Source organism: Cellulomonas cellasea (assembly GCF_006538745.1).
GTDB lineage: Bacteria > Actinomycetota > Actinomycetes > Actinomycetales > Cellulomonadaceae > Cellulomonas_A > Cellulomonas_A cellasea.
The window spans coordinates 16,787-38,909 of record NZ_BJLR01000012.1 but is presented as its reverse complement, the minus strand read 5'-3'; the positions used below and the strand labels follow the sequence as shown (position 1 = coordinate 38,909).

Below are 22,123 nucleotides of genomic sequence, written 5' to 3'. Positions count from 1 at the left end.
TCCCGGCGCCCTCGGCCGACTGCGACTCGGCGTCCGGGGCAGACCTGGGCAGCGCCGCAGCGGCGCCGGGTCGCAGCAACGGGTACAAGACGCTGATCCTGCTGCACGGCTTCAACAAGAATGCTTCCGTCAACTGCAACGACTACTGGGGCGACGGCAAGGTCGAGAGGTATCTCAACAACACGCGAGGGTGGGGCGGCAAGGTCAGGAAGCTGACCTACTACTGGTCCGGCGGGAGCGGCTGCACCCGGATCCCAGGGGCGGGTGGCGCGGGCCATGCGATCGAGGACCTGGGCTCGGCCTTCGCCTGGTACATCTACAACACGTACTCGCGCAACGGGGTGCCGGTCGACGTGATCGCCCACTCCATGGGCGGGCTCGTCACCCGGACGGCGATCACCGGGACGCAGAAGCAGTGGAGGACCGCCTCAGGCCGCACCTTCCCGCCGTACCTCTACATCGAGGACGTCGCGACCCTGTCCAGCCCGCACGAAGGGGCCCGGGCCTCCGTGTGGGGAGGCTGCTCCACGTCCCGCTTCCAGGTGTGCGAGATGATCCCGGGCAGCAGCTTCATGCGCTCCTGGATCGCCCCCTACGGCAACCCCCAGTCCAAGATGGGCACCGACTGGTCCGCCGTCGGCTCGGGGGCGGACTGGGTGGTGAACACCGGCAGCGCGCTCAACACCAAGGCGTCGAGGCATCCGGGGCACAAGTACCTCTTCCTCAGCGGCTCCGGGCTGGACCACGCCAAGATGTCCAGCATCACCGAGGACGGTCGCGGCTTCAACTACCCGATCAAGTACTGCCACTACAACGCGTCGTGCAACAAGGCCAACTGGGACGGCTGGCCTCAGATCGCCAGGGGGGCGGGGCCGCTGTGGGTGGCGGCGAACGCGGTGTACTACTCCAGCTGGTGACCTGACGACGGGACGGCGACCGGGCTGGCCAACGGGGTCGCCGTCCCCCTGGTGAGCAGATCCCTGACCTGGTTCGCGGCCTCCTCGTCGCTGAGGGTCGTGAACAGGTCGGCTGCTTCCGTCCAGCACCTCTGCGCGGCCTCGGGGTCGCCCACCTCGCGGTGGGCGGCCCCGCAGGCGGTCAGCGCCTCGGCCAGGTACCGGGGCCAGCCGCGGGTGCGCCACAGGTCGACCGCCTCGCCCAGGCACGCCACCGCCTCCGGGGCGTCGCCGGAGGCGAGCGCCTGCTGTCCGAGCAAGGTCAGTGCGCCGGCGACATGGTGCGGCATGGCGAAGCGGCGCCCCAGGGCGAGTGCGGTCTCGATCTCGGACCGGGCCCGAGGATCGGCCGTGGTCAGGTGCAGGCGGGCGAGGGCGAGCATCGTCAAGGCCTCGGTGAACCGGTCCGAGTACCGGCGCGAGATGGCGAGCGACTCGTCCAGGCAGGCGCCGCTGCGGGCGGCATCCCCCATCGCCCCGTACGTCATCCCCAGGAACTGGAGCACGCTCGCCTCGTAGCGGGCGTTGCCGAGCGCGCGGGCCGCCACCAGGGCCTTCTCCAGATGATGCAGGGCGCGGGCGCCGCCGCCGGGCGTGACGTGCCCGGCCAGCGCCAACGCGACCTGGGCTCGGGCGACCCCGCCCACATGGCCTGCGCCCGCGGCCAGGTCGAGGGCACGTCCCGCGTGGCGGAGACCCTCGTCCACCTCGCCGGCGGCGCAGTACCCCCACGCGACGGCGACCTCGGCGTCGCTGCGACCACGAGGCTCCTCCAGGCGTTCGAACATCTCGGCCAGCCGCAGGGCGTCGGTCAGCATGCGGCCCATCGCCGTGCCGCTGCCGTCGCGTCCGTCGTCGCCGTGGTGGGAGGTGTTCCAGGTCCGGACGTCGATCAGACCGCGCAGCATGACCGCCTCGCCACGCACGTTGCCCCTCGCGTGACACAGGCGCAGGACCTGCTCGTTGGTCGCCCGCCACTCCTCGTACATCCCTCGCAGGTCGAAGTACTTCTCCAGGCTGCCGGCGAGCTCGTAGGCGAGCTCGTCCAGGCCGCCGCGGCAGGCCTGGAGGACGCCGGCCCGCAACGCGGCTTGCTCAGCGTCGAACCACCGCAGCGGGTCGACGTGCGCGAAGTCCGTGAGGTCCGCGAGATCGGGTCGCTCGGCGCATCCGGCGAGTGCGGCGTAGCACGGACCGGGCACGTCACGGGCGAACCGTTCCGCCAGGGTCAGCCATGCCCCCAGAGCGCGCCGGACGGCCGTCTGAGTGACCTCGGCACCGTCTTCGGCCTCGGCGCGCTCTCGGGCGTAGAGGCGTACCAGGTCGTGGAACCGGTAGCGCAGCTGCCCGGCCTCGTCCGGGTCGGTCTCGGCGACCAGGTTGGCGTCGACGAGCTCGGTGAGGGGAACGAGGGCTTCTGCGGCAGGCGTTCCGAGCACGGCCCCGGCGACGCGGGCCGGGAAGTCCGGGGAGTCGAGCAGACTCACCAGCCGGAAGAGCTGGCGCGCCCGGGGCCGGAGGTCCCGGTAGCTGATCTCCACCGACGCGCGGACGGCGAGGTCCCCGACGGTGAGCTGATCCAACCGCTGGCGCTCCTGCCGCAGCGGGGCTGCGAGCCGGCTCATCGGCCATCTCGGGTGCTCGGCCAGCCGGGCTCCGGCGATGCGCACCGCCAGGGGCAGATTGCCGCACAGGTGGATGATCTCCTCCGCGCCGGCCCGGTCCGTGTGCACCCGGTCGTGCCCGGCGACCCGTTCCAGCAGGGCGAGGGACTGCTCGGACGGCAGGACGTCGAGGGCGATCCAGCGTGCGCCCTCCAGTGCGGAGAGCCGCGTGCGCGCGCTGACCAGGACCGAGCAGCCCGTGCCGCCGGGAAGGAGGGGACGCAGCTGTGCCGCCGACGAGGCGTTGTCCAGCACGACCAGCAGGCGTCGCTGCGCGGTGCGGCTGCGGTACATGTCCTCGCGGCTGGCGGCGTCCTGGGGGATGGCGGGACCGTTGACGCCGGTGGCGCGCAGGAAGCGGGCCAGGACGTCGGCCGGCCGGAGCGGGGCGTCGTCCGCACCCCGGAGGTTGACGTAGAGGAGGCCGTCCGGATGCGCCGGCGCCAGCCGGTGCGCTGCGCGCACGATCAGTGCCGTCTTGCCGACCCCCGCCATGCCGGCGACCGCCACCACGGGCCGGCGGGCCGGTGGAGCGGCGCCGTCCCCGGTGCAGGTCAGCAGGTCCGTGATCAGGCTCAGCTCGTGGTCGCGCCCGGTGTAGTCGGGCAGGTCGACGGGCAGCATGCGAGGTGCGGTCCAGTCGTCCTGGACCGGTTCCGGCCCGCGGTACGCCTCCGTGCTCGAGTCAGCGAACCGCGGGTCGAGCGATCGCGTGTGCTCGCCGTCCAGGACCAGGGTCTGGGCGTAGCGCAGCTGCGGACCTGGCTCGATCCCGAGATCGGTGACCAGCTGCCTCCTGACAGCGGCGAAGCTCTCCAGCGCGGCTGCTTGCTCGCCACGCGCGGCAAGGGCGAGGATGAGCCGAGCCTGCAGCCCCTCGTGGTACGGCTCAGCGCGGGCGAGCGGCCCCAGGTGCTCGATCGCGAGGTCGGCCCGCCGCAGGCGAAGGGCGAGATCCGCGAGCAGGAGCACGGCCTCCAGGCGCTGGCCGGCCGCGGCGAGAGCCACCGGCTGGTCGCGCACGCCGACGGGCTCGCCGCTCAGCACCGGGCCTCGCCAGTCCCTCAGCGCCACGTCGAGCGTGACCAGCGCAGCCTCCATGGCGACCTCCGATGGCGGCTCGTCGCGCGCACCACCGTCCACCCCGGCGCGGGCCCCCTGGAAGCGACGGCTGAACCGGTGCAGGTCGACGGCATCCGCCTCCAGGTCCAGCACGTAGCCGGTGCGGGCGAGGGCCAACCTCCCGGTACGGCTGCCGCGGGCATGCTGGGGATCGAGCAGCCTGCGGAGCTGACCCACGGCCGTGTGCACCTGGCTGACCCAGGTGGCGGGCGGGCGATCCCCCCACAGCGCATCGACGATCTCCTCCCGCGACACGGGCCGGCCGAGACGCAGGGCGGCAAGCCCCAGCACAGCCCGGGGGACGGACCCGGAGACGGGCACCTCGGCGCCGTCCCGGCACAGCGTCAAGGCGCCGAGGACGTCGACCGTGACCGACGGAAGAGGCGACGTCTGCTCCGCCAGAGCTGGCCGCGGATGCTGGGCGACGCTCGCCAGGATCCGCTCCCGGTCCGAGCCGTGGATCCCGAGGACGGCGAAGAGGCGCCGAAGGGACTCCTCACGCGGCTTGCGGACCCGCCCACGCTCGAGGTCGCGCAACCCTCGCACGCTCAGTCCGCTGACTCGGGCGACCTCGTCCTGGCTCAACCCGGCCTGGACGCGGGCCTTGCGCAGAAGTGTGGCGAGCTGCTCGACGGGCTCGGTCACGACCAGCGGTCCCGAGAGAACCACTCGCCGGCGGTGTGACGCCTGCCGTGCGCCTGCGTCTCCTCCTTCGTCGCCGGCGCCTCGTGCGCCGCCTCGTCGAAGTCCTCGAACGTCGTGTCCATCGACACCTGTGCCCCCGCCGCTTGTGCTCGTCCTGGAACGCTGCCCCGACCGTAGGGCCGGACACGGTTCGGTGTCGCGTGGCTGTCGCGCGCTGGGCCGCCTCGCGCCGGACGGGCTGTGTCCGGTTGCCCTAGTCGTCGGCGACCGGAGCCGCGGCGGCCACCGGTGCCTCGTCGGCGTGCGCGATGTGCGCGAGCTGGCGCCACAGCAGCACGACGAACACGGCCGATCCCGCGAACGCGAACCAGAACGGCGCCGTCACGCCCCAGCGCTCGGCGAGCAGCCCGCCGATCCCCGAGCCGACGACCAGCCCGCCGAAGACCCCGACGAGGTGGACGCTCCCGACCCGGCCCTGGAGCGCCGTCGGGACCGCGCGCTGGCGCACCGTGACCGACGTCGTGCCCCAGATGAACGCGTGCGCCCCGAAGACGAAGAAGATCGCGAGCGCGACCCACGCCGTCCGGGTCAGCGCGAGCGCGAGGTGCGTGAGCGTCTCGATGACGAGCCCGATCCGCATGAGGTCACCGAGGCTCACGCGCCGCGTGATCCAGCCGTACGACGCGGTCCCGGCGAGCCCGCCGACCGCGCCCACGGTCGTGAGCAGCCCGAAGCCGACCTCGCCGAGCCCGAGCCGCTCGGTCGCGTAGAGCACGAGCACCGACCACGCGGCGCCGAACGTCACGTTGAAGATGAGGATCGTCAGGACGAGGGTGCGGACCGCCGCGTGGTGCGTGACCCACCGGAAGCCCTCCGTGATGTCGTGGCGCAGGTGCGTGCGGGGCGCCTCGTCGGCGGGGTCCCGCGCGGGCAGGACGACGCGCGAGACGAGCACCGCGCCGAGCAGCACGGCGACCGCCTGGGTGCCGAACGGCAGCACCGTCCCGGCCGCGAACAGCGCCGCGCCGATCGGCGGCCCGGCGAGCTGGTTCATCGTGAGGAACGCCGTCTGGATGCGGGAGTTCGCGACCGCGAGGTCGTCGCGGTGCACGAGCGTCGGCACGAGCGTCCCCGACGCGTTGTCCGCGAAGACCTCGGCGGTGCCGAGCAGGAACAGCGAGCCCAGCACGATCGCGATCGACACGTGCCCGGTCGCGATCACCGCGGCGAGCACCCCGAGCACGACGGCGCGCGCGCCGTCGACCGACACGACGATGAGCCGACGGTCGAGCCGGTCGGTGATCGCACCCGCGAACAGCCCGAACAGCAGCGGCGGCAGCCACTGCAGCGTCGCGGCGAGGGCGACGAGCCGGGCGTCGTCCGTGAGCGACGCGACGAGCAGCGGCCCGGCGGCGAGCGCGAGCCCGTCACCGAGGTTCGTGACGAACGCGGAGGTCACGAGCCACCGGAAGGACACGCCGAGGCGCCCGGGGACGACGGTCTCGACGAGGCGGCTCACAAGAGCCAGATGGTAGGCGTCGCCACCGGCCCGGGTCGTGCTGATTGCTGCACCCCGTCGCCCCGGCCCGCCGACCGGGCAGCCGCAGGGTGCGACCGGGACGCCGGACTGCGCCGCAGACCCCTCACGACACCTCCGCGAGCCGCCGCCGCAGGTACCGCCGCTCGGCGTCGTTCGTCACGCGGGTGAGCGCCGCGCGGTACGCCTCGGCCGACTCGGGGTGCCGCCCGGCCCGCCGCAGGAGGTCCGCGCGCGCCGCCGGGAGGTAGTGGTTGCCGTCGAGCCCCCCGGACGCCCCGAGCTGGTCGAGCAGCGCGAGCCCGGCGTCGACCCCGTGGGCCATCGCGACCGCGACCGCGCGGCTGAGCTCGACGTACGGGGACGGCGCCCGGCGCGCGAGCCGGGCGTAGACCGCCGCGATCGCCGCCCAGTCCGTCGCCTCCGGGGTCGCCGCCGTCGCGTGCCGCACCGCGACCTCCGCCTGCAGCAGGTACGGCCCGGGCTCCGCGGTGAGCGTCCGCGCGCGGTGCAGCACCGCGGCGGCGTCCGCGGCCTGGCCGGCGTCCCAGCGCGCGCGGTCCTGCTCCTCGAGCGGGACGAGCTCGCCCGCGGCGTCGGTCCGGGCGGCGCGCCGGGCGTCGTGCGCGAGCTCGAGCGCGAGCAGGCCGTGCACCTCGGCGTCGTCGGGCACGAGCTCGGCGAGCACGCGCGTGAGCCGGATCGCCTCCGCGGACAGGTCCTCCCGCACGACCCCGGGCCCCGCGGTCGCCGAGTAGCCCTCGGTGAACAGCAGGTAGAGCACCGCGAGCACCCCGTCGAGCCGCTCGGGCAGCACGTCGTCGGCCGGGACGCGGTACGGGATCCCGGCCTGCGCGATCTTCTGCCGGGCCCGCACGAGCCGCTTGGTCATCGCCGCCTCGCCGACGCCGAACGCCCGCGCGATCTCCGGGACCGTGAGCCCGCACAGGGTCCGCAGCGTCAGCGCGACCCGGGACTCGAGCGGGAGCGCCGGGTGGCAGCACGTGAAGATGAGCCGCAGCCGGTCGTCGGTCACGGCGCTCCCGGTGCCGTCGGCAGGGTCCTCCGCGACGTGGCCGTGCAGCTCGAGCGCCTCCATCGCCGCCACCTCCCGGAGCTTGCGTGCCTCTGTGGTCGCGCGCCGGAGACGGTCCAGCGCGCCGTTGCGTGCCGTGGTCGTGAGCCACGCGCCCGGCCGGTCGGGCACGCCGTCGACCGGCCACCGCTTGGCGGCCGCGACGAAGGCGTCCTGCGCGGCGTCCTCGGCGAGCGCGAAGTCGCCCGTGAGCCGGATCAGGGTCGCGACGACGCGCCCCCACTCGGCGCTGAACGCCGAGGTGAGGGCCGCGTCGACGTCGGTCACTCCGCCCACAGCGGCCGGATCTCGATCGCGCCCTGGCCGGCCGACGGGTGCTTCGCGGCGATCTCGATCGCCTCGTCCAGGTCGGCGGCCTCGATGATCCCGATGCCGGCGACCTGCTCGGCGGCCTCGGCGTAGGGGCCGTGCACGACGAGGGTCTCGCCGCGCTGGACCCGCACCGTGCAGGCCTCGTCGGGCAGCCGGAGCCGGTAGCCGCCGCGGTCGACGCCGCGCTGCTGCATCTCCTCGACCCACGCGGTCGGGGGCGTCCGGTCGGGCTCGTGCGCGGGGGCGTCGGGGACGGCGGCGATCAGAAGCATGTACTGCATGGTTCCTCCTGGGGAGTGCGACGGGAAGGGTGCCGGGCCGGTGCCGGTGCGGTGCGGAGCGTCCGGCTCAGAACGGCCAGACCTCGCGCACCTCGATCGACCCGAAGCGGGCCACCGGGTGCAGCGCGGCGATCTCGACGGCGCGGTCGATGCTCTCGGCCTCGATGAGGTCGTAGCCCGCGACGATCTCCTTGTACTCGGCGAACGGGCCGTCGGCGACGACCGTGCGCCCGTCGCGGACCCGGACCGTCGTGGCGGTCTCGACGTCGCGCAGGCCGTTGCCCTCGAGGCGCTTGCCCAGGCGCGGGACGTGCACGTCGACCCAGGCGTTCGGGTCGCTCTCGTCGGGCGTGGGGGTCGCGGTCGGGTCGACACGGACGAGCATCACGAACTGCATGGGGACCTCCTGGATCGTGCACCCCGGGTCGGGGCGGCTCCGTACTGGCACGACGAACGGGATCCCGCGAGGAGGACACCTCGGGCGAAGGGATCTCGGACGAGTTCTCCCCGACCGCTCGCGCGGCGTGTCGCACGTCGAGATCGACCCTCTCCGGCGCTGTCCCGCACCCGTCCCCCCTCGCCCCGCGACTAGGGTCGCCCCATGACCGGCACCCCCCGGCACCCCTACCTCGACGACCCCAGCGGGTTCGTCGCGCTCGCGCACCGCGGCTTCGCGCCCGACGGCGGGGAGAACTCCCTCGCGGCGTTCGCGGCGGCCCGCGACCTCGGGTTCCGGTACGTCGAGACGGACGCGCACGCGACCGCCGACGGCGTGGCCGTCGCCCTGCACGACGCGACGCTCGACCGGACGACGGACGCGCGCGGCCGCGTCGGGGACCTCCCGTGGGCGACGGTGCGGCGCGCGCTCATCGGGGGTCGCGAGCCGGTCCCGCTGCTCGAGGACGTGCTCGGCACGTGGCCCGGGCTGCGGGTCAACGTCGACGTCAAGGACGCGCGCGCTGCCGCCCCGGTCGCGGCGGCGATCGAGCGCACGCGGGCGCACGACCGGGTCTGCGTCGCGTCGTTCTCGGCGGCCCGGCGCCGGGCGACCCTCGCCGCGCTGACCCGCCCCGTCGCGACGTCGGCGGCGACGGGGGAGGTGGCACGGTTCGTCGCGGGCCGCCGCACCGGGCTGACCCGAGCGGCGGCCCGGGCGCTGCGCGCCGTCGACTGCCTCCAGGTCCCGGTCGCGCAGGGGCGGCTGCGGGTCGTCGACGCCGGCACGGTCGCGGCGGCGCACGCGGCGGGCCGCCAGGTGCACGTGTGGACGGTGAACGACCCGGCGCAGATGCGCGCGCTGCTGGACCTCGGCGTCGACGGACTGGTCACCGACCGCGCGGACCTCCTGCGCGACGTGCTGCGCGAGCGCGGTACCTGGCGCTGACCGCCGCCGCGTGGCCGGACCCCCGGACCGGCGCCGGCCCGCCCGTCGCGGCCGGTTGACCCGACCGCCGCCACGTGGCCGGACCCCGGGACGTCGTTGTCCCGGGGCCGGGCCGGCGGCGCCGTCCGCACCCGCGCGGCACCCCCGGGGACCGGGAGCGCCGTGGGGTGCCGACGAGGTCAGACGCGCGCGTACCGGGCGCGCGCGAAGGAGTAGACGCCGAACGCCGCGAAGCCGAGCGCGACGAGGGTCAGCAGGAGCTTGCCGAACGGCGCGTCGAGCAGCGCGCGCAGGGCGCCGTCGAGCCCCTGGGACTGCGCCGGGTCGTGCGTCAGCGCGGCGGACACGAGCAGCACGCCGACGATCCCGAGCGCGATGCCGCGGGCGACGTACCCGGCCTGCCCCGCGCGCACGACGAACGTGCCGGGGTGCCCGGTGAGGTCGCGCAGGAACGTCTTCTTCCAGCCCTTGTGCAGGTGGTAGACGGCGACGGCGACGATGCCGAGGCCCACGGCGCCGACCAGCACGAGGCCGAACGGCTTCTCCATGAGGGACGCGGTGACGCTCATCGACTGGTCGGAGCCGCCGCCCGAGCCCGAGCCGCGCGCGACGCCGAACGCCGTCCACGCGAGCACGAGGTAGACGACGCCCTTGCCGGCGGCCTTGAGCCGGTCGCCCGTCTCCTGGAGCACGGCGGCCTCGGTGAGCTGCCAGAGGCCGAGCAGCGCGAGCCCGACGACCATGACCCACAGCGCGACGGAGCCCGGGCCGGTGCTCGCGAGCGTCTGGAGCGCGCCGGCCTGGCTGGCCTCCTGCGCGCCGGTCGACCACGCGAGCTGGAGCGCGACGAACGCGATGAGCAGGTGCAGGAGCCCGCTCGCGGCGTAGCCGAGGCGTGCCCCCGTCTCGAGGAGGCGGTGGTTGCCCGCTCCGGCTGCCGCGGAGCGCACTGACGTGTTCATGGCGCACACCTTGGCACTCCCGGGCCGATCCCGCCTGGGCAGGCGTCCAGCAGCGGGTGAGAGTCCTCTCCTCGGAGGTCAGGCACCCACGCAGGCGCCCGCCCGGCAGCGCGAGGGCGTGCCGGGCGGGCGGGTGGTCGTGCGGTTCGCGGGCGCCGCGTGGGGGGCCCGGCCGGGGTCAGGCGGCGGCGTCCCGCGTGGCCGCGGCGAGGGCGGCGCGCAGCCCGTCGGCGTCGAGGTCGGGCCCGTAGCCGGGCGTCCCGGGCTCGATGCGCCAGCTGTCCGCGAGCGTGCCGGCGTCGACGGGGTCGAAGCCGAGCTCGTCGAGCAGCGCGCTGACCCGGGCCTTGGCGTCGTCGTGGTCGGACGCCACGGCGAGCGCGCGCCGACCGGGCGTCCCGGCGGGCGTGCTGCGCGAGCCGAGGTCGGCGGCGGTGATGTGGTTGAACGCCTTGACGACGTGCGACTGCGGCAGGTGCTCCTGGAGCAGCGCCGCGCTCGTCGTCTCCTGGGCGTCGAGCTCGGGGATCCGGCCGTCGCGCTGCCAGTAGTAGTTGTTCGTGTCGATCACGACCTTGCCCGCGAGCGGCTCGACGGGGACGCTCCGGTAGGCCTTGAGCGGGATCGTCACGACGACGACGTCCCCCGCCTCGGCGGCCTCCTGGGCCGTCCCGGCGCGCGCCCGGTCGCCCAGCTCGGCGACGAGGTCCGTGAGGGTCTCCGGCCCGCGCGAGTTGCTCACCACCACGTCGTACCCGTGCTCGACGGCGAGGCGCGCGAGCGTCCCGCCGATGTGTCCGCTGCCGATCAGTCCGAGGGTCGTCATGACGGCGTGAACCGCGGGCGGCCCCGACATGTTCCCGACCGCTCCGGGCGCACCTCCGACACCCGCGGCGACGGTATCCGGAAGCGCTTCGACGACGTGTCTCGTTCATCCCTTTGTCGCTGGTTTGGGCCGGGAGGCCTCTGCTACTGTCCGAACGGTTCACAGAGCACTGATAGGTGTCAGCAGACGCACGTCGGCACGTGCTCCGTGCGCCGGGAGGACGGCCCGGCTTCGGCTCCGCTCATGCTTCAGGGGGAAGTACATGGTCACCGAGTCCCTCGAACGACCGCGGACCACGCTCGGCGGTGCGGGGCTCAGCGACCGGACGACCGCGGACCGCCGGCTCGTCCACCGGTCGGCGCCCAGCTCCCCCCGCAGCACGGCTACTTCGGCGACCACACCGGCCGGGTCCCGCGCGTCGACCCGCTGCTGCTGCTCGAGTGCTGCCGGCAGGCGGAGACGCTCGTCGCGCACGCGTACCTCGGCGTCCCGCTCGGCCAGCACTTCGTCCTGCGCTCGTGGGACATGGCGTTCCCCGGGATCGGCGAGATCCCGGTCGGCTACGCGCCCCCGACGCTGCGCCTGCTCGTCGAGATCGAGCAGCCCCGCACGGTGCACGGGGTGCTGCGCTCGCTGACCTACCGGGTCACGCTCTTCGTCGAGCAGCCCGTGGGGGAGTCCGAGGTCGGGCACCTGTCGACCGAGGTCATGTTCGCCTCGCCGATGGCCTACCGGGCGCTGCGCGACACGCGCCGCCGCACCACGCTCGTCACGAGCGCCGGCCTGCGCGACACCCCGGTCCCGCCGCCCGTCGAGCCCGCGCTGGTCGCGCGCACGAACGAGCGCAACGTCGTGCTGACCTCGGTCGAGGCCGACGAGCGCGAGGTCCGTGGCGTCCTGCGCCTGCCGTTCGCGAACCCGAGCCTGTTCGACCACGCGCAGGACCACGTGCCCGCGATGGTGCTCACCGAGGCGGCCCGCCAGCTCGCCCTCGTCGCGCTCGCGGACACCCACGGGCTCTCGACGCAGCACACGCACGTCAGCGCGATCACGGGCCGGTTCCTGCAGTACGTCGAGCTCGACGAGCCGACGGTGCTGCACCTGGAGCTCCCCTCGCCGCCGGTGCGGGCCGCTCCCGACCACCCGCCGCGCTCGACCGCCGCGGTACGCGTCGTCCAGGGCGACCGCGCCGCCGCGACGATCGAGCTCGCGCTCGACACGCTGCCCGGCCCGCTCGCGGTCCGCAGGGCGATCGCGTGAGCCCCGCGCCGCTGTCCCCGGAGCGCGCTCGTGCCTGAGCCCCGCGTCCTGGTCGTGGGCGCCGGGCCCGTCGGTCTCGTCCTGGCGTGCGAGCTGCTGCGGCGCGGGATCGGCGTGCGCGTCGTCGACAAGCGCACGCAGGCCCCGGCGCACTCCCGGGCGGCGATCCTCTGGCCGCGCCAGCTCGAGCTCCTGCGCCGCACCGGCGTGACGCCGCGGCTGGTCGAGCGCGGGCACCGGGTCGACGCCGTCGCGTTCTGGTCCGAGGGGAAGCGCAAGGGCACCGTGCGGATCGGCACGATCCCCGACGCGCTCTACCCGTTCGCGGTGACGATCCCGCAGACCGCGACCGAGGAGATCCTCGCGCAGCGGGTCGTCGAGCTCGGCGGGACCGTCGAGACCGGCACCGAGCTGCTCGTGCTGTCGCACCCCGACCCGCGCGACGGGGGCCCGCACGTGTCCCTGCGCGGTGCGGCGGGCGAGGTGACCTACGAGCGGTTCGACTGGGTGATCGGCGCGGACGGCGCGCACAGCACGGTGCGCCGCCTCCTCGACGTGCCGTTCGCGGCCGCCCCCGTCAACGTCGCGTTCGGCATCTGCGACGCCCCCGTCGAGGGCGGGCCGTCCGACCGCACGGTGCACTACTTCTGGTCCGGCGCCGGGATGATCGGCCTCGCCCCGCTGCGCGAGGGCGTCTACCGGGTCGCGATGAGCCTGCCCACGGCCGAGGGCCCGCCGCCGCCGCGCGAGCTGTTCCAGCGCCTGCTCGACGAGCGGGCACCGGGCTCGGGCACGGTCGGCGAGCCCGAGTGGACCGCGGCCTTCGCGGTGCGCTTCGGGACGGCCGGGGCGTTCCGGACGGGCTCGTGCTTCCTCGTGGGCGACGCCGCGCACATCATGAGCCCGGCCAACGGTCAGGGCATGAACACCGGCATCCAGGACGCGGTGAACCTCGGCTGGAAGCTCGCGGCCGTGATCCGCGGCGAGGCCCCTGACGCGCTGCTCGACACCTACGAGACCGAGCGCCGCGCGGCGGCCGTGCGGGTCACCGCCGCGACCGGCGTGCAGACGCGGCTGGGTCTCCTGGGCAGCCCGTGGCGCCGGCGGCTGCGTGACGCCGGCGTGGTCGTCGCGGACCGGACGCGGCTGCTCCGGCGCGCCGCGCCGATGTTCGCCCAGCTCGACACGAGCTACGCGCCCGGGCGTACGCCGCTCCTGCGGACCCGCGGGCTGCGGGTGGGGGACCGGGTCCCGGCGTTCGTGGACGACGGCGCCGGCTGGCCGGCGGCGCGCGCGTGGCCGGTGCTCGACGCCGACGCGTGGACGCTGCTGCTGTGGCCGGGACGCTCGGGCCGTGCGGCGGACCCGGGGCGCGCCGGGACGCTCGCCGCCGAGCTCCCCGACGTCCATGTGACCGACCTCGCGCCGCTCGTCTCGCCGGCGCTGCAGCGCGTGCTGGGCAGGGCGCCGCGGTTCCTGCTCGTGCGGCCGGACGGGCACCTCGCGGCGCACGGCGCCCTCGGCGGGACCGCGACGACCGTCGACGCGGTCCTTGCGGTGCTCCCGGCGGCGGCGACGGCGGCGACGGGTGCGGGTGCCGCGACGGCGGGTACGGCGGCGGTGGCGGCGCGTCCTCCGGCGTGAGCGGGTCGGGTGCGCGAACGTGCGCTGAACACTATGTGTCAGGGTTCTGCTACACATACGCGTTCTGATAGTGTCGGGACCGACGGAGGCCGCGGCCGTCGCTCGCCAGCTCTGCACCGTGCTCACCTGGAGGCTGACATGACCGCCACCATCCCCCGTCTCCCCGACGGCCCGGCGTCCGCCCAGGGCGGTGACGAGCCGGCCGGCATCGCCTTCTTCGACGTCGACGGCACGCTCCTGCGGCTCACGAGCCTCGTGTCGTTCTACGAGTACTACGTCCGCGGCTTCGCCCCGGTCGAGCGGGCCCGCAGCCTCGACGCGCTCGCGGACCTGCTGCGCGCGGACCTCCCGCGCGAGGAGGCCAACGCGGCCTACTACCGGCTCATCGCCGGCGAGCCGGTCGCCGAGATGGCCGCCGCCGGGCGCCGCTGGTTCGCGCAGGTGCTCGTGCAGGGCTTCGTCGACGCCGCGGTCCACGCGCAGCTCGACGTGCACCGCGCCGCGGGCCGCACGGTCGTGCTCGTCTCCGGCTCCTTCCCGGCGTGCCTCGAGCCCGTCGCCGCGCACCTCGGCGTCGACCGCGTGCTGTGCTCGCGCCCCGAGATCGCGCACGGGCGGTACACCGGCTGGCTCGGCACCCCGATGATCGGCGACGCGAAGGCGGCCGCGGTCGCCGCGGTGCTCGACGAGCTGCCGCCCGGCACGCCCTCGTGGGCGTACGGGGACCACGAGTCCGACCTGCCGATGCTCGAGCAGGTCCGCACGCCGGTCGTCGTCGGCGCCGACGCGACGCTCACCCGCCTCGCACGCGAGCGCGGCTGGGACGTCCTCGTCGGCGACGGTCCGCTCGCGGCGCCCGCCGACCCGGTCCGTGCGGGGGCCGGGGCCCGCTGACAGCCCCGGCCTCGGCGGCACCGGGACGCGCGCCGCTCGCGCGGCCGCTCCGGTGCGAGGGGCGTCGAGGTCGGGGCCTCACGAGGGCGGGTGCGGCGGGCCGCGCCGGTGAGCGGGTGCGCGCTACCGCCGCTCCCGCCCGTCCCGTCCGCCCCGACCGACCCTCAGGAGGAGCCGCCGTGCGCGCCGTCCAGTTCTCCGAGCACGGCCCGCCGGAGGTCCTCCGCGTCGCCGAGGTCCCGGAGCCCGTGCCGGGGCGCGCGGACGTGCTGCTCGAGGTGGTGTGCGCGGGCGTCACGTTCGCCGAGGTGATGCTCCGCCGGGGTCAGCTCCCGGTGAGCCTCCCGCACGTCCCGGGGCTCGCGGTCAGCGGCCGGGTCGTCGAGGTCGGCGACGCGGTGACGACCCTGCGCCCCGGTCAGCGGGTCGCGGCACTGACTCTGGCCGGCGGTGGGGGAGCGGAGCTCGTAATCGCGCCGGAGTCGACGGTCGTCGCGCTCGAGGGCGAGCTCGACCGGCTCTCGGACGCCGTCGCGGCCGCGGTCCCGTGCAGCGTGACCACCGCCTGGGGGCTCCTCGAGGCGGCGCACGTCCAGCCGGGCGAGACGGTCCTCGTCCTCGCCGCGGCCGGTGGTGTCGGCTCGGCGGCGGTCCAGCTCGCGGTCGCGCAGGGGGCGACCGTGCTGGCCGCCGTCGGGCACGGCGCCAAGCGGGCCGCGGCCCGCAGCTGGGGTGCCCGGCACGTCGTGACGTACGACGAGCTCGGCGACCTGGACGACCTGCTCGGCGGGCGACGGGTCGACGTCGTGCTCGACGCGGTCGGCGGTCCGGTCCGGCGGGCCGCGGCGGCGACCCTCGGGTTCGGCGGGCGGCACGTGGTCTACGGCGACGCGTCCGCGACCGACGTCGTCACCTCCACGAACGCCGTGTGGCTCACGGGGACGAGCCTCGTCGGCCACAACCTCGGCGCTCTGGCGGCCGCCGAACCCGAGCGGCTGCGGACGTACCTCACCGAGGCGCTGCACGCGGTCGCGGACGGGACCGTCGGGCTCGACGTGACCGAGCACCCGCTCGCGGACGTCGCCCTGGCCCACGCGGCGCTCGAGTCACGGGCCTCGACGGGCACGCACGTGCTGCGCGTCGAGGGCCCCGGCGCACGCTCCCGGCCCCGCCCGGCAGTCGGGTGACGGGTCGCGCGCCGATTGGTGACCGGAGGGAAACCGTGGTCCGGTGGGGACCAGTAGGCTGATCAGCACGTCAATCAGAGCCCTGACACGACGCGACGAAGGGGTCCCATGAGCAGCAAGGCGGAGTCGGCCAGGATCGAGGCGGAGATCGCCGCGCGCCTGGGGCAGTCGATCAAGCGGGCCGAGCAGGCGCTCATCGCGCGCAAGAGCCAGGCGCTGCGGCCGTTCGACCTGACGGTGCCGCAGTACGCCGCGCTCATGGTCCTGTCCTACTCCCCGGGACTCTCCGGCGCCCAGCTCGCGCGGGCGTGCATGGTCACGCCGCAGACCATGGCGACCGTGCTCGGCAACCTCAAGACGAAGGGGCTCATCCGGCGCGACCCGTCCTCCGTGCACAAGAAGGTGCTCGTGACGGAGCTGACGCGCACCGGTCGGGCCGTGCTCAGCGAGGCGGACGCCGCGGCGCGGGCCGTCGAGGACCGGCTCTCCGCGGAGTTCGACCGCGAGGACCAGGAGCAGCTGCGCTCCCTGCTCGAGCGCGCGATCAAGGTGCTCTCGAGCGAGGGCTGAACCCGGCCCCGGGGGGTCGGGCCGGGCTCAGGCGGTGCGGGCGACCGCTCGTGCTGCGGGTCGCGCTGCCCGGCGGTGCCGGCGTGCAGTCGGCCGGTCCGGCGTGCCGTCAGACGGTGCGGGCGACCTCGGCGAAGTCGAGGCGCGTCTGGCGCGGGTACGTCGAGGGCGTCTGGAGGTCGTCGTGCTCGGCGGGAGCCTGGCCGACGTTGATGACGAGGACCGAGCGCCACGACGTGCCGGCGAGCAGGTCGGCGTCGAGCGCGGCGGCGTCGAAGCCGCCCATGGGCCCGGCGTGCAGCCCGGCGGCGCGCAGCCCCACGATCAGGTAGCCCACCTGCAGGAACGCGTTGTCGCGGGCCATCGCGGCGCGCGCCTCGGGGGCGCCGGCGAGTCCCTCGGCGACCGCGCCCATGTGCGGGGCCAGGCGGCCCATGTGCTCGTGGAAGTCGACGTCCGTCGCGACGACGAGGCTCAGCGGCGCGCGCTCGGTCTTGGCGCGGTTGCCGTCGGCCATGTGCGCGGCGAGGCGCTCGCGGCCCTCGGGCGTGCGGACGACGAGCACACGCAACGGGCTGATGTTCATCGCCGTCGGTCCCCAGCGGACGAGGTCGTAGACGGCGGCGAGCTGCTCGTCGGTGATCTCGTCGGGGGAGAACGTGTTGACCGTGCGGGCCTCCCGGAAGAGGAGGTCGGCGGTCTGCGCGTCGAGGAGGAGCGGGGTCTCGGACGGGCTCAGGGTGTCGGTCGTCATGATTACTTGAAGCGTCAATGCCGGTGCGCGATTCCGACGGCGGCGGTGGCGTCCGTCACAGCACCACCGCGCGCGGAGGGCGCCGATGAGCGTCGCCGGACCTTCGCCTCGTGTTCACCGAATGTCGACAGAAACCGATTGACTGTCGATAGGTGCGCCGGGAGGATCGGGGCATGACGGCGGACGGCGCGCACCCACGGCACGAGTTGGGCGCCGTGCCGGGCCCGCGCGGGGGCGTCGCATGACGGCCGACTGGGTCGCGCAGCTCGCGGACACCCCGTGGGCCGTGCTGCTGCTCGGCGTCGTCACGACCGTCGACGGGTTCTTCCCGCCGGTCCCGAGCGAGTCGGCCGTCGTGGCCCTCGCCGCGCTGTCGACCGCGGGCCGGGGACCCGGGCTGTGGGCCGTCGGGTCCGTCGCGGCGCTCGGGGCGTTCGCGGGCGACCAGGTCGCGTACACCCTCGGACGCCGGCTGCCCCGGGGCGGCCGCAGCCTCGTGCGCTCGCGGCGCGCGCAGCACGTGCTCGCGTGGGCCGAGGGCGCGCTCGCCCGGCGCGGCGGCGTGCTCATCCTCGCCGCACGGTTCACGCCGGGGGGCCGGGTGCTCGTCAACATGGCCGCGGGCGCCGTCGGGTTCCCGCGCGGACGGTTCAGCGCGATCGCCGCGCTGGCCGCGGTGCTGTGGGCGGGGTACTCGGTGCTGCTCGGGGTCGGGGCCGGGCACCTGCTCGCCGGGCAGCACCCGGCGGTCGTCGCGGGCGTCGGGGTCGTCGGGGGGTTGCTGCTCGGGCTCGTCCTCGACCGTGTCGTGCGGCTGCGGCTGCGGTCGCGCCTCCGACCGCGCCGCGGTGCGCGGGACCCGGGCGAAGTGGACGACGCCGTGCGCGCCGACGCACCGGCGGTCCCCCGCTGCGGGGAACCACCGGTGCTCAGCGTCGCCGGGGGCTGACGGCCGTCGCCGGCGCCGGCGTCACCCGACCAGGCGGTACTGCTCGTCGAGCACCGTGCCGCGGTGCGGCTTGTACAGGTCGTACCCGCGCGGGTTGCACTGCAGGCCGCCGTTGATGCAGTGCTCGACGAGCCGCTCGAGCACCTCGGGCTCCCAGGCGTTGACGAAGTCGTAGTGCCAGGACTGGTCGCTCCCGCTCGCGAGGCGCACGTCCGCCATGTCGCCGCTCACGGGCCACGCGATCTTGAACTCGAGCATCGGGACGGCGACCGGGTGGGTCAGCGGGCACTGGCCGTCGACGGGATAGGCCATGTGCGTGCCGTGCCCCATGTGCGACGCGGCGTCGGGCGAGAGGTGCACGCCGTCCCAGCAGCTCGGGGCCTGGTAGCGGATGTTGAGCTGCGTGCCCGCGGGGCAGTGCGCCGGGATCTCCCAGCTCTTCGCGAGGTCGCCGCACTCCCAGCCCTCGACCGCACCCGGCGCGGTCCGGAACGTCTCGGGCGTGGCCATCATGTCGCCGGCCACGAAGCGCAGGCCCGCGGGGAACGGCACGACCTCGGTGTGGTCGTCGATCCCGGACTTGTAGTAGATCGTCATGGGGATGTCCGGGCGGACCGGGGTGTCGCCCTCGTAGAGCGCCGGGAACCAGTACGACGAGCGGTCCTGCGGCACGGTGCACGTCGAGGCCGGGCTGGCGCGCAGCGACGCCGGGGTCGAGAAGGCGTCGGTCGAGCGGTTGCCGACGAACGTGTGCAGGTGCGACGCGCCGGGCCGCCCGGGGAAGACGATCGGGTCGTCGCGCAGCAGGTGCGAGAACGAGCAGTTCGCCTGGAACTCGTGGTGCGTGACCTCGTCGCCGTGCGCGGGCGGGTCGACGGGCGTCACGGGCTCGCCGTCGCCGAACACCTCGAGCTCGTGCAGCGAGTACCCGTACCCGGTGCCGCGCGCGGTCCCGACCAGCTGCACGTACCGGCCCGACGCGTCGACGGCGAACGACTGGACGCCGCCCCGGCCGCCGGTGACGGTCGCGACCGTGCGCCAGGTGCGCGCGTCGTCGGACACCTGCAGCGTGAAGTCCCTGCCGAACGCCGCCTCCCAGTCGAGGACGACGCGGTCGAGCGGGTGCGGCTCGCCGAGGTCGACGCGCAGCCACTGGTCGTCGCTCGGGGCGCTCGCCCAGCGGGTCGTGCGGTCGCCGTCGACCGCGAAGCGCGGCCCGAGGCCGCCGGACTCCGAGCTCGACGCCGCGGTCAGCGCGCCGCGGGACAACAGGGTGCCCGGGGCGGCGGCGGCGTCGTCCGCGGTGGCGACCGAGGTGGCGAAGGCGGACGCGGCGACGAGCCCGGCCGCGAGCAGGACGCCCTGAGCGCGGGCGCGGGCGCGGGCGCGTGCCGAGGTCCGGTGCGGGTGCGGCAGTCGGCCCGTGCGTGAGCCGGGCGAGGGCCGGGGCCCGGGAGAGGCGGACCGCGGGCCGGGGGGCCGGGCGGTGGCGAGCTCGTGGCTGGTGCGCATGCGTGCTCCTTCGACGTCGTCGTCGCCGCGCGGCTGCGCGGAGGCAGCACCCGTCCGGGGACCGGGCGGGCGGGGTGCGGGCGGGAGCGGCCGGGGGAGCCGCTCCCGCCCAGCAGTCAGCGCCGGTAGACGCCGAGCTCGTAGAGCGAGAAGCCCCAGTCGGTGCCCCGCTCGGTCAGGTCCAGCCGGACGTAGCGCCCGCGGCCGGCGACGTCGAGGCCGTCGATCCCGCCGTCGCCGCCCGTGACGGTCCGCAGCGTCCGCCACGTCGTGCCGTCGTCCGACGTCTGCACGGTGTACGACCGGGCGAACGCCGCCTCCCAGACGAGCTGCAGGTGGTCGAACGACTGCACCGACCCGAGGTCGAGCTGGTACCAGGCGGTGGGCCCCCACTGGCTCGCCCACCGGGTCGCCGGGTCGCCGTCGACGGCACGCGCCGGGGAGAAGTCCCCGTTCCACGGGTCGAACGACGACGCGCTCGCGGCCGCGCCCAGGGCCACGTTCGTACCGGGCACCGCGGGCGCGACGACGCGGAACGACCGGGTCTCGACGCCGACGTTGCCCCGGCCGTCCTCCGCGAAGACGTACACCTTCCAGACCCCGAGCAGCTGGGGTGCCGTGACCTCGAAGCGCCCCGGGCCGGTCCGGGTGAACCGGGCCTCCGCGATGCCGCCGGCGTCGTTGACGTACTTGCTGTTGAGCATCACGTGGTGCTCGACGGGGTCGCCGTCCGGGTCGGTGACGTCGACCTCGACGGTGAACGTCCGGCCGGCGGCCACGCTCGTCGCACCCAGGACCCGCATCGCCGTGATCCGCGGCGGGGTGTTCATGGCGGAGGTGTCGACGCCCCAGGCCCGCGCGATCGCGTAGTAGCCGAGCCGCTTGTTGTCGCCCGGCAGGACGTTGAACCACACGCCGCCGAAGTCGCCCTCGGTGCCGAAGTGGAAGAACGTGGCGCCGAGACCGACGCCCTCGTGCTCCCGGATGCAGCGCCACGAGCTGACGTACGCGGCGCCCTTCTCGAGGTCGCTCGGCTCGTCGGGCACGCCGTTCTCGTCGTCCGGCACCTCCCACTCCCCGGCCGCGCCGCCCTCGGTGAGGACGTACGGCTTGCCGTAGCCGCCGGCCTCCCAGCTCTCCCGGATGTTGCAGACGTCGCCGTAGGCGTTGATCGACAGCAGGTCCAGGTCGGGGGCGCTCGCCTTGAGGTACGGCCACGCGCCGGCCCACGCGTCGGTGTTCGTGGTCGGGTGGTTCGGGTCGACGGCGTGGATCGCGACGCTGACCTCGTTCACGAACGCGGCGTAGGCGTGGCGGACCTGCTCGAGGTCGGTGCCCGAGAAGCAGTTCTGCAGCCCGAGGATCGCCTCGTTGCCGATGTTCCACATCAGCACGCCCGGGTGGCCCTTGTACTGCTCGACCCAGCGCAGGATGTCGGCCTTCGTCGTCGACCGGTACGCGGCGTCGGTGCGGTAGTCGATGCACCCGCCGCTGCCGGGGCCGCCGCCGGGGAGCAGCCAGAAGCCCATGACGACGCGGACGTCGCGGGCGGCGGCCGCGTCGAGCAGCTGCAGCGTGTCCGCGCCGGTGCCCCACGTGCGGATCGTGTTGGCCCCGGTCGCGGCGAGCGGGCCCATGTAGTGCTCGGCGGCGCTGAACGACGGGCCCCACGTGAAGCCCCGGACCGTGAACGGGCGGCCGTCGACCTGCAGGTCCCAGCTGCCCTCGGTGCCGACGACCTCGACCCGGCTCGGCGCGGAGTCGCGCACGGGGACGTTCGGGTGGCCGGGGTCGACGTACGCCGGGTCCGGGTCGGTCGGGTCGGTGGGGTCGGTCGGGTCGGTGCCCGCCGGTGTGCCGAGGACGCGCATCTCCCACAGGGAGTTGCCGTAGCCGCCTGAGCGCGCGGTCGACAGCAGGCGGACGTACCGGCCGGTCCCGTCGACGTCGAGCACGTCGGTGCCGCCGTCGCCCGAGGTCGTCGAGTGCACGGTGGTCCAGGAGGACGCGTCGTCGGACACCTGGACCTGGTAGGCGGTCGCGTAGGCGCCCTCCCAGACGAGCTCGACGCGGTCGAGCGCGGCCCGCTGCTCCAGGTCGACCTGGAGCCACTGCGGGTCGCGGAACGCGCTGGACCAGCGGGTCGTCAGGTCGCCGTCGAACGCGGCGCGGGCCGGGGTGTAGTCGGCGCTCTCGACGGACGACGCCGTCGCGGGGCGGCCCTGGGACAGCAGGACCGGGGCGGCGTGGGCTGCGGTGGCGCCGGCGACGACCAGGGTCGAGCCGAGCAGGCCGGCGACGGTGGCGGCGGCGAGGGCGGCTCGGCGGCGGGGCCGTGACCTGCGGGCGGACGCGGCGCGACCGGGCGTGGGGCGGTGCGCGACAGAGCTCGGCGCTCCGGGGCTCGGCGCGGGCGTCGGTGCGGGCGGGGGAGGGATGCGCATCGTCGGTCCTCTCTGCGGGACGGCTCTGTCCCGGGTGGCTCACCGGCTCGTCGTCGGGCCGGTCGTGCGGCGCTGGTGGTGCGGGTGCGGGTGCGGGTGGCGTCGGGTCCGGCGGCCGGCCTGT

At 75.2% G+C, this 22,123-nt stretch carries 19 protein-coding genes; 8 read left to right on the top strand and 11 right to left on the bottom strand.

From position 1 onward, the window contains the following. On the top strand, positions 1-917 hold a 917-nt coding region (locus CCE01nite_RS05740), incomplete at its 5' end, for an esterase/lipase family protein (protein ID WP_141372070.1). Here the strand turns inward: CCE01nite_RS05740 and CCE01nite_RS05735 are convergent. The 6 genes from CCE01nite_RS05735 to CCE01nite_RS05715 form a co-directional block, all read right to left on the bottom strand. Next, positions 902-4,387, bottom strand: a complete 3,486-nt coding sequence (locus tag CCE01nite_RS05735; protein ID WP_052104507.1) for a BTAD domain-containing putative transcriptional regulator — start codon at positions 4,385-4,387, stop codon at positions 902-904. The genes CCE01nite_RS05740 and CCE01nite_RS05735 overlap by 16 nt on opposite strands. Continuing rightward, complete coding sequence (locus tag CCE01nite_RS22345) at positions 4,384-4,509, bottom strand: hypothetical protein (RefSeq protein ID WP_281282365.1); 126 nt, start codon at positions 4,507-4,509, stop codon at positions 4,384-4,386. Before CCE01nite_RS22345 ends, CCE01nite_RS05735 begins: the two co-directional genes overlap by 4 nt. 131 nt (positions 4,510-4,640) lie before the next feature. After that, on the bottom strand, positions 4,641-5,906 hold the full coding sequence (locus CCE01nite_RS05730; RefSeq protein ID WP_034635287.1) for an MFS transporter: 1,266 nt from the start codon (positions 5,904-5,906) through the stop codon (positions 4,641-4,643). A 124-nt stretch (positions 5,907-6,030) separates the two neighbouring features. After that, positions 6,031-7,296: an RNA polymerase sigma factor gene (locus CCE01nite_RS05725; RefSeq protein ID WP_084142994.1), complete on the bottom strand. Its 1,266-nt coding sequence runs from the start codon at positions 7,294-7,296 to the stop codon at positions 6,031-6,033. Continuing rightward, positions 7,284-7,613, bottom strand: a complete 330-nt coding sequence (locus CCE01nite_RS05720) for a YciI family protein (protein WP_034635282.1) — start codon at positions 7,611-7,613, stop codon at positions 7,284-7,286. Before CCE01nite_RS05720 ends, CCE01nite_RS05725 begins: the two co-directional genes overlap by 13 nt. A gap of 67 nt (positions 7,614-7,680) precedes the next feature. Continuing rightward, the gene (locus CCE01nite_RS05715) at positions 7,681-8,010 is read right to left on the bottom strand and encodes a YciI family protein (protein ID WP_034635280.1); all 330 of its coding nucleotides are present in this window, start codon (positions 8,008-8,010) and stop codon (positions 7,681-7,683) included. A 204-nt stretch (positions 8,011-8,214) separates the two neighbouring features. Between CCE01nite_RS05715 and CCE01nite_RS05710 the strand changes: the two genes are divergently transcribed. After that, entirely contained in the window at positions 8,215-8,997 is a 783-nt protein-coding gene (locus tag CCE01nite_RS05710; RefSeq protein WP_141372069.1) for a glycerophosphodiester phosphodiesterase family protein, read from the top strand. A 179-nt stretch (positions 8,998-9,176) separates the two neighbouring features. Here the strand turns inward: CCE01nite_RS05710 and CCE01nite_RS05705 are convergent, their stop codons facing one another. Beyond that, a complete protein-coding gene (locus CCE01nite_RS05705) occupies positions 9,177-9,959 on the bottom strand; it encodes a DUF1206 domain-containing protein (protein ID WP_052103806.1) in 783 nt (260 codons plus the stop codon). A 178-nt stretch (positions 9,960-10,137) separates the two neighbouring features. Then, positions 10,138-10,785, bottom strand: a complete 648-nt coding sequence (locus tag CCE01nite_RS05700; protein ID WP_034627433.1) for an NADPH-dependent F420 reductase — start codon at positions 10,783-10,785, stop codon at positions 10,138-10,140. Positions 10,786-11,028: 243 nt separating this feature from the next. On the opposite strand from CCE01nite_RS05700, the gene CCE01nite_RS05695 reads away from it, so the two are divergent. The 5 genes from CCE01nite_RS05695 to CCE01nite_RS05675 all read left to right on the top strand — a co-directional run bounded on the left by CCE01nite_RS05695 (position 11,029) and on the right by CCE01nite_RS05675 (position 16,340). Beyond that, a complete protein-coding gene (locus CCE01nite_RS05695) occupies positions 11,029-12,045 on the top strand; it encodes an AfsA-related hotdog domain-containing protein (protein ID WP_084142550.1) in 1,017 nt (338 codons plus the stop codon). Between the two features lie 30 nt (positions 12,046-12,075). Beyond that, positions 12,076-13,689, top strand: a complete 1,614-nt coding sequence (locus CCE01nite_RS05690) for an FAD-dependent monooxygenase (RefSeq protein WP_084142551.1) — start codon at positions 12,076-12,078, stop codon at positions 13,687-13,689. Between the two features lie 138 nt (positions 13,690-13,827). Next, positions 13,828-14,583 carry an HAD family hydrolase gene (locus CCE01nite_RS05685; RefSeq protein ID WP_052103814.1) on the top strand — a complete coding sequence of 252 codons (756 nt, stop codon included), beginning with the start codon at positions 13,828-13,830 and terminating at the stop codon, positions 14,581-14,583. A 179-nt stretch (positions 14,584-14,762) separates the two neighbouring features. Further along, positions 14,763-15,770, top strand: coding sequence for a quinone oxidoreductase family protein (locus CCE01nite_RS05680; protein ID WP_052103817.1), 1,008 nt, complete (start codon positions 14,763-14,765; stop codon positions 15,768-15,770). Between the two features lie 108 nt (positions 15,771-15,878). Beyond that, on the top strand, positions 15,879-16,340 hold the full coding sequence (locus CCE01nite_RS05675) for a MarR family winged helix-turn-helix transcriptional regulator (RefSeq protein WP_052103819.1): 462 nt from the start codon (positions 15,879-15,881) through the stop codon (positions 16,338-16,340). Positions 16,341-16,449: 109 nt separating this feature from the next. Here CCE01nite_RS05675 and CCE01nite_RS05670 read toward each other — a convergent pair whose 3' ends face one another. Further along, a complete protein-coding gene (locus tag CCE01nite_RS05670) occupies positions 16,450-17,094 on the bottom strand; it encodes a malonic semialdehyde reductase (protein WP_034627399.1) in 645 nt (214 codons plus the stop codon). A gap of 241 nt (positions 17,095-17,335) precedes the next feature. Between CCE01nite_RS05670 and CCE01nite_RS05665 the strand changes: the two genes are divergently transcribed. Next, a complete protein-coding gene (locus tag CCE01nite_RS05665; RefSeq protein ID WP_034627403.1) occupies positions 17,336-18,043 on the top strand; it encodes a DedA family protein in 708 nt (235 codons plus the stop codon). A 21-nt stretch (positions 18,044-18,064) separates the two neighbouring features. Here the strand turns inward: CCE01nite_RS05665 and CCE01nite_RS05660 are convergent, their stop codons facing one another. Then, on the bottom strand, positions 18,065-19,555 hold the full coding sequence (locus CCE01nite_RS05660) for a DUF1996 domain-containing protein (protein WP_084142554.1): 1,491 nt from the start codon (positions 19,553-19,555) through the stop codon (positions 18,065-18,067). 116 nt (positions 19,556-19,671) lie between these two features. Further along, on the bottom strand, positions 19,672-21,999 hold the full coding sequence (locus CCE01nite_RS05655; protein WP_084142555.1) for a discoidin domain-containing protein: 2,328 nt from the start codon (positions 21,997-21,999) through the stop codon (positions 19,672-19,674). Positions 22,000-22,123: the final 124 nt, after the last annotated feature.